Origin of the sequence: Amycolatopsis sp. NPDC052450, from assembly GCF_044547565.1 — a bacterium.
In the GTDB taxonomy this organism is placed as follows: Bacteria; Actinomycetota; Actinomycetes; order Mycobacteriales; family Pseudonocardiaceae; genus Amycolatopsis.
In genome coordinates this window covers 36,487-43,083 of sequence record NZ_JBIUAQ010000052.1, presented here as the reverse complement: position 1 = coordinate 43,083, position 6,597 = coordinate 36,487, and the positions used below count along the sequence as shown (strand labels likewise).

5 protein-coding genes are annotated in these 6,597 nt (G+C 68.4%); all 5 read left to right on the top strand.

What is annotated here, in order from left to right; genetic code table 11:
• Window positions 1–618 precede the first annotated feature (618 nt).
• Window positions 619–1,653 (top strand): ParB/RepB/Spo0J family partition protein, encoded by a 1,035-nt coding sequence (locus ACIHAO_RS41860; RefSeq protein WP_396567716.1) that lies wholly within the window; start codon window positions 619–621, stop codon window positions 1,651–1,653.
• Between the two features lie 284 nt (window positions 1,654–1,937).
• Window positions 1,938–2,201, top strand: a complete 264-nt coding sequence (locus ACIHAO_RS41855; protein ID WP_396567714.1) for an acyl carrier protein — start codon at window positions 1,938–1,940, stop codon at window positions 2,199–2,201.
• A 32-nt stretch (window positions 2,202–2,233) separates the two neighbouring features.
• On the top strand, window positions 2,234–3,388 hold the full coding sequence (locus tag ACIHAO_RS41850) for an LLM class flavin-dependent oxidoreductase (RefSeq protein WP_158632639.1): 1,155 nt from the start codon (window positions 2,234–2,236) through the stop codon (window positions 3,386–3,388).
• Complete coding sequence (locus tag ACIHAO_RS41845) at window positions 3,385–4,614, top strand: cytochrome P450 (RefSeq protein WP_396567711.1); 1,230 nt, start codon at window positions 3,385–3,387, stop codon at window positions 4,612–4,614. The genes ACIHAO_RS41850 and ACIHAO_RS41845 overlap by 4 nt, the downstream gene beginning before the upstream one ends.
• The gene (locus tag ACIHAO_RS41840) at window positions 4,607–6,595 is read left to right on the top strand and encodes an amino acid adenylation domain-containing protein (RefSeq protein ID WP_396567709.1); all 1,989 of its coding nucleotides are present in this window, start codon (window positions 4,607–4,609) and stop codon (window positions 6,593–6,595) included. The genes ACIHAO_RS41845 and ACIHAO_RS41840 overlap by 8 nt, the downstream gene beginning before the upstream one ends.
• Window positions 6,596–6,597 lie beyond the last annotated feature (2 nt).

Sequence of the window (6,597 nt, the reverse complement as noted above, 5' to 3'; positions counted from 1 at the left end):
TCCGGGGGGGGCGCCCCCCCCCCCCCCTGCCCGCCCGCCGGGTGGGCCCCCCTCCCCCCCCGGCCGGGCGGGCGGGCCCCCCCGGGGGCCCCCCCCCGACGCGATGCCGGGCCCGGATCGGTGTGCTTTCGCGACGATGGAGGTTTTGGGACACTGAACGTCCCAAAACCTCCATCGTCAGCTCTGCGGGCGGCCGTGAGCCCTTCGCTCCCCCGGCGAACCGACGTTGCGAAAGACGCGAAAGAAACATCCCGCCATTTAACGACCGATCCCCGGAATGTTCACGGAAGAATCAGCCGAGCCGTCGTTCGACCGATTCCTGCGGTTCCTTCCGCCCGCGGGGGTCCAGACCAGGTTGCGCGGACGACGTGCTCCCGTCAAGCGACTTACGGCGCTCTGTCGAGTTTGCCTTACCCCTCAAGGGTTCTGCGCGACGCCGACGGCGACGCACAGTAACGAGTAACTCAACGACACCGCACGAAACCCACCAAGCCGCCGAGTCCGTGGTCGAACACCCAGGCGACCAGCAGGCTCGACTCGCGGCACTTGACAACCACTCCCGCCCGCTTGAATAGTGGAAAAGGTTTGACATTCACCAAGTGCTCTGGGGGCTAGAAGATGTTAAACTGGCATAAGGAGAAAACTGCGGACGGCACGCAGATCCCCACAGCCAGGAGGGAAGGTGAGTGGGCCTCCGCGGGCTCGGATCCACCGCTGGGCGAGGTCGTCGAGGTACCGCTCGACGAGTTGTCCGTGGAAGACTCCCCGAGGGCGGCGGGGATCGATCCGGCGTACGTGCGAGTGCTCGCCGAAACGGACGCCCCGCTTCCGCCGATTCTCGTGCACCGGCCCACGATGCGAGTGATCGACGGCACACATCGGTTGCAGGCGGCGCGGCTGAAGAAGGCCACCGTGATCAACGCGCGGTTCTTCGACGGCGACGAGCAGGCCGCGTTCATCCTCGCGGTGAAGTCGAACATCGCGCACGGCCTGCCGCTTTCCCTCGCCGACCGCAAGACCGCCGCCTGCCGGATCCTCGACGTCCGCCCGCACTGGTCCGACCGCGCGATCGCGGCGGTCACGGGCCTGTCGCACAAGACGGTCGGCAAGTTGCGCCGCCGTTCGAGTGGGGAAGTTCCCCAGTCGAACGCCCACGTCGGCCGGGACGGACGCGTTCGCGCGCTGGATCCGACCCAAGGACGGCGGCGTGCCCACGAGCTGATTTCGAGCAATCCCACCGCCTCGATCCGGGACATCGCGCGCGGTGCGGGGATTTCCCTCGCGACGGCGCACGACGTGCGCCATCGGCACCGCCACGGCGAGGACTCGTCACCCACGGCGACGCGAAACGAGGCACGCACCTCGGCGAGGCCACGTGTCCGGCAGGCCGAAGCCGGCGACCCCGGCACGACATCGGGTGCTGACAATCAAGCGGCGGTGGAGCGGCTCCGCTCGGATCCCACCATTCGCTACACCGAGTCCGGGCGCACTTTGGTGCGTTTGCTCGACGGTCATCTGAACGACCGCGACGAGTGGGATCAAGTGGCGAGGAACATCCCCGAACACCGGCTGGAATTGATCTCCGAACTCGCCAAGTCGCGGGCGGAGGACTGGCGGCAGTTCGCGGAACTACTCCAGAAGCGCAAGCGCTGATCCGATCCGAAGGGGCTTTCCACGCACGCGATGCGCGGAAAGCCCCTTTTTCGCGGAGAACAAAGAACACCGGCGACGGGGACGGTTGCGGATCGCGGACGCTTCGAGACACAATGGAGTCACTGGGCGGAACGGCGGAGTGCACACTGTGGTGCTTTTCTCTGCCACACCAACGTAAACAGGTCTGAAACCACCGGCCTGGTCCGGCGCGCCCGATCGCGGCGGAAACACCTTTCGAACTCATCCATTCGCGCCCGTATGCGCGGATTCAGCAAAGGGGACACATGAACGCGGAAGACGCGCGGACGGAATTGCGTCAGCAGATTTTCTCCCTCCTGACCGAAGTCGCAGGCGGCGTTCTGGAAAACCAGACCATCGAGGCGGACACGGAGTTCCCCGAGACGGGTATGAGCTCCATCGAGTACCTCGCGCTCATCGAGAAGATCGAGACGAAGCTCGACGTGTTCATCGACCTCGAGGAGAACGAGGATCTGACCACTGTGGACAAGTTCTGCGACTACCTGCTGGAGCAGGTCCCGTCGGCCTGAGCCCTTTCCCGGACCCAAGATCAGGAGTTCCCGTGATCACGCACACCAAGGCCTTCGGCTGCTTCCTGCCTCCCTTCCACGACCCTTCGGTCAGCCCGCACGCGTCGCTGAAGCGCGATATCGAACTGTGCGGCCTGGTCGACGACCTGGGTTTCGACGAGATCTGGCTCGGCGAGCACCATTCCAGCGGCTGGAGCACGCTCAGCTCCCCTGAAATGCTGATGGCGGCGCTGGCCCGCGAGACGCGCCGCATCCACTTCGCCACCGGCGTGATCCCGCTTCCGTATCACCATCCCCTGCATGTCGCGGAACGGATCGTGCTGCTCGACCACCTCACCGCCGGGCGGGCGATCCTGGGGGTCGGCACCGGGACCTACGTCCACGACATGGAAATGATCGGGGTGGATCCGGCCTCGGTCCGCGATCACTTCCGGGCCGCGCTGGCGACGGTGCAAGCGCTTCTCAACGGCGAGACGGTCAACACCACGACACCGTGGTTCACCGCGAAGAAGGCCGTCCTGCAGCTCCAGCCGCTCAGGGGCGCGGGCGCCATCGAGACCGTCGTCGCGTCTTCGCTCAGCCCGGCCGGAATCGAGCTTCTGACCGACACCGCGACGACCCCGACCGTCCACGTGGCACCGCCGTGGGGCTCCATCCGGCCCGGTATGGACCCGGATCCGGTCGGCGCGCTGACCGAGCGGGTGGAGTCGTACCGGAACAAGTCCGCCGGCGGGACGCGGGTCCGCTGCAACGTCTTCGTCCACATCGCCGACTCCCCCGCCGCGGGTGTGGAAGAACTGCTCGAGGGCTTTTCCGCGCTGCGCCGCGGCCTGTACCGCAACACCTTGGGCATGCCCATCCCGGATTCCCCCGTCGCGCACCGCAAGACGTTGCAGAACCTCGTCGACACGGGCGGGTTCATCGTCGGCGACGCCGCGACCTGCGCCGCCCGGATCCGTGATCTCCTCGACCGCGTCGGTGACCCGGTGTCGCTGAACTTCTTCGTCCCCAGGTGGGTTTCGCACCAGGCGACCCTCGAACAGCTGACGGGGCTCGCGCACGAGGTCCTGCCCGCCCTCACCGGCGGATACGACGGCACCACCGAGTCGATCCGGCTGACCTCGGAAGAAGCCGCCCGTCAGCTGAAGTCCCGGACCGAGCTGGTCGGAAACGGAGGCGACAAATGAGCCCCACCACGGTGAAGCTGGACTTCAGCTCCGACGAGTTCCTCGCCGACCCTTGGCCCATCTACAAAGAGCTCCGGCGTTCGGAGCCGGTGTACTGGTCGGAGGCGTTCAACGCCTTCCTGGTCACCAGGTTCGAAGACGTCCAGAACCTGCTGTCGGATCGCGAGGTCGGCAGCGGCTTCCCGATGCGCAGCAGCAGGCGGCTGTTCGGCCGGACGCTGCTGGACACCGACGGCCCCCGCCATCGCGATCTGCGGAAGCTGTTCATGCCGCTGTTCGCCGGCGGGTCGGTGAAGCGGCTGCGCACGGAGATCCTCGTTCCCGCGGTGGACCAGGTCCTCGACTCGATCGAGGCCGAAATGGGCACCAAGAACGAGGTCGACGTCGAGTTCATGGAGCGGGTCGCGGTCGGCGTGCCGTACGCGATGGTCACGCGGTTGTTCGGCTTGCCGCCGGAGGACGCGGCCTGGCTGCGCCCCCGGGTCCTTCCGCTGGCGGGCGCGATCGAGTTCCCGGCGACCTCGCTGGACTCGGCGCTCACGGCCAAGGCGGAGCTGATCGACTACCTCAAGGACAAGCTCGCCCGGCGCCGTGAAGGCGACCGGATGCCGTTCCTCGACCTCGTCTTCCCGCCGGGCGAACCGCTCGATGAGTCCATGCTGGGCACGGCCACGCTGTTCCTGCTGGCCGGCACCGAGACGAGCGTCGCCACCATCGGCAAGATCATGTACGCGGTCCTGGCGCACAATGTCGACCTGTCGACATTGGCGGATCAGGAGTACCGCACTCAGGTGGTCCGCGAGACGCTGCGGTGGGAACCGCCGAGCCACACCATCCTCAGGTACGCGACCAAGGACCTGAACCTGCACGGGGTGGACATCCCGCGCCGGTCCGCGCTGCTGCTCTCGCTGGGCAGTGCCAGCCGCGACGAGAACGCCTTCGAGGACCCGGATTCCTGGCGCCCGGAACGGACCGACCAGCGGCTGCTGGCCTTTTCGGCGGGCCCGCACACCTGCCTGGGCATTCAGCTGGCCTTGGCGGAGTTCGACACGCTGTTCGAGCGGTTGTCGCAGCGGTTCGGCGGCGTCCGGCTCAGCGGTTCGCTCGACGGTGTCCGGCAGGGTTTCTGGCGCCTGCGGGAGCGGGGCCACATCTTCCGGCGGCCCGATCACCTTCATGTCCGGCTGGAGCGCAAGCGCGCGGGGAGCAGCGAGGCCGATGCCTGATGTGCTCGCCGCTCCCTACGAGCTGAAGGCCGAGCTCGCGGTCGAGCCCTCCGAGTACCGCCGCGCGGCACTGGTGCTGGCCGCGTTCGCGGTGACCCTGTGCCGGTGGACGGCGGCGGGCGAGGCCGCGATCTCGGTCGCGGGGCGGGTGATCCGGGTTCGGGTCGACGACGAGGTGTGGATCGAAGACTTCCTGGGGTCGGTCCATCCGGTCGGCGTCGTCGAAGACGGGCCGGTGGATCTCGTGCTCAGTTCCCTGCACGGGGATCTGCGCTCCGGCGAGGTCCGGTTCGTCACCGAGGTGCCAGGCGCCGAGCACGGGTTCGTCGACGACGTGGCCGCCGCGGTGCACGAGCTGTCCTCCTTTGAGGGTTCGCTGGAGGACGTGCGCTGCATCGCGCCGGAACGCCGTCGCTTCCTCGACGGGCTGGTCGGCGCGGACACGCCTGCGGCGGGCATCGAAAGCCTGTTCCTGGAACAGGTCGAGCTCCGGCCGCAGGCGGTCGCGGTCCGCGACGCGAGCGCCGAGCTGACGTACGGGCAGCTCGCGCGGGCCGCCGGTGAATACGCCGGTGTGCTGCGGCGGGCCGGGGTCCGGCCCGGTGACACGGTGCTCGTCGCGACCCGGCGGTCCGTCGGCGAGATCGTGGCGCTGCTCGCGATCGTCCGCGCCGGCGCCGCGTACGCGGGATTCGACGAGGACGCACCGGAAGCACGGCTGGCGCGGATCGTCGGCAAGCTGGCGCCCGCGGCGGTGGTGGTCGACGCCGCCTCGGCAGGCCATCCCGTCCTGCGCGACCTCGTCCGGGTCGATTCCTGGCTTCCCGGAACGGAAATCGGCGCGGCTGCCGAGCCGACGGCACCTGGCCCCGGCGATCCGGGCCGGACGGCGTACATCGCGTTCACCTCGGGCTCCACCGGTGAACCGAAGGGTGTCGTCGTCCCGCATCGCGCGGTCACGCGGCTGGCGCGGACGCCGGAGCTCCGGATGCGCCCCGGTGACCGGGTGCTGCGGATGGCGCCGCTGGCGTTCGACGCGTCGACGTACGAGATCTGGGTGACCTTGCTCAACGGCGCGACGCTGGAGGCCTTTCCCGGAAGGCTTCCGACGGTCCGGAAGCTCGAAAAGTTCTTCACCGAACGGGAAGTCACGGTCGCCTGGCTGACCGCCAGCCTGTTCCGGCTGGTCGTCAAGTCACGGCCGCAGGCGCTCGCCGGACTCCGCTGGCTCCTGAGCGGCGGCGAGGTCGTCCCGCACGACGCGGCGGCCCAAGTCCTCGAGTCGTACCCCGGTCTGGTGCTCACGAACGGATACGGACCCACCGAGAACACCACCTTCACGACCACGCACACCGTGCGCGGCAACGCGGAGATCGACGGCCCGCTGCCCATCGGCAGGCCGATCGCCGGTACGAAGGTCTTCGTTCTCGACCGGAACGCGCGTCTCGTGCCGCCCGGCGGGATCGGCGAACTGTACGCGGCCGGAGCGGGTTTGGCCGACGGCTATCTCGACGACGAGACCGAAACGGGCAAGCGGTTCGGCCACTTCTCCAAGGACGTGGACGAACGCCTGTACCGCACGGGTGATCTGGTCCGGCTCGACCCGAACGGCGACGTGCTGTTCCTCGGCCGCGCGGACAAGCAGATCAAACTCGACGGCCACCGCATCGAGACCGAGGAGATCGGCACCATCCTCGCCGGTCACCCCGGTCTCCGCGACGCCGTGATCGTCGTCGCCCGGCAGCCGGGCCAGAGCCCTCAGCTCGTGGCGGCCGTCGTCGCGCACCCCGGGCAGGGCACGGATTTCCGGTGCCTGCGCGCGTTCCTGTCACAGCAGCTGCCGAGTTACGCGATACCCGCCCTCTGGGTGGTGGTCGACGAGATCCCGCTCACCCGCAACGGGAAAGTCGACGAAAAGGCCCTGATCGAAGCCGCGACGGACCGCGAGGTCGTCGCCGCTCCACGAGCGAACGCCGGATGAAG

What these genes read in the sequence shown, in the direction of transcription:
- ACIHAO_RS41845 (WP_396567711.1), top strand. Translation starts at nt 3,385, where the DNA reads ATGAGCCCCACCACGGTGAAGCTGGACTTCAGCTCCGACGAGTTCCTC.
- ACIHAO_RS41855 (WP_396567714.1), top strand. Translation starts at nt 1,938, where the DNA reads ATGAACGCGGAAGACGCGCGGACGGAATTGCGTCAGCAGATTTTCTCC.
- ACIHAO_RS41840 (WP_396567709.1), top strand. Translation starts at nt 4,607, where the DNA reads ATGCCTGATGTGCTCGCCGCTCCCTACGAGCTGAAGGCCGAGCTCGCG.
- ACIHAO_RS41860 (WP_396567716.1), top strand. Translation starts at nt 619, where the DNA reads ATGTTAAACTGGCATAAGGAGAAAACTGCGGACGGCACGCAGATCCCC.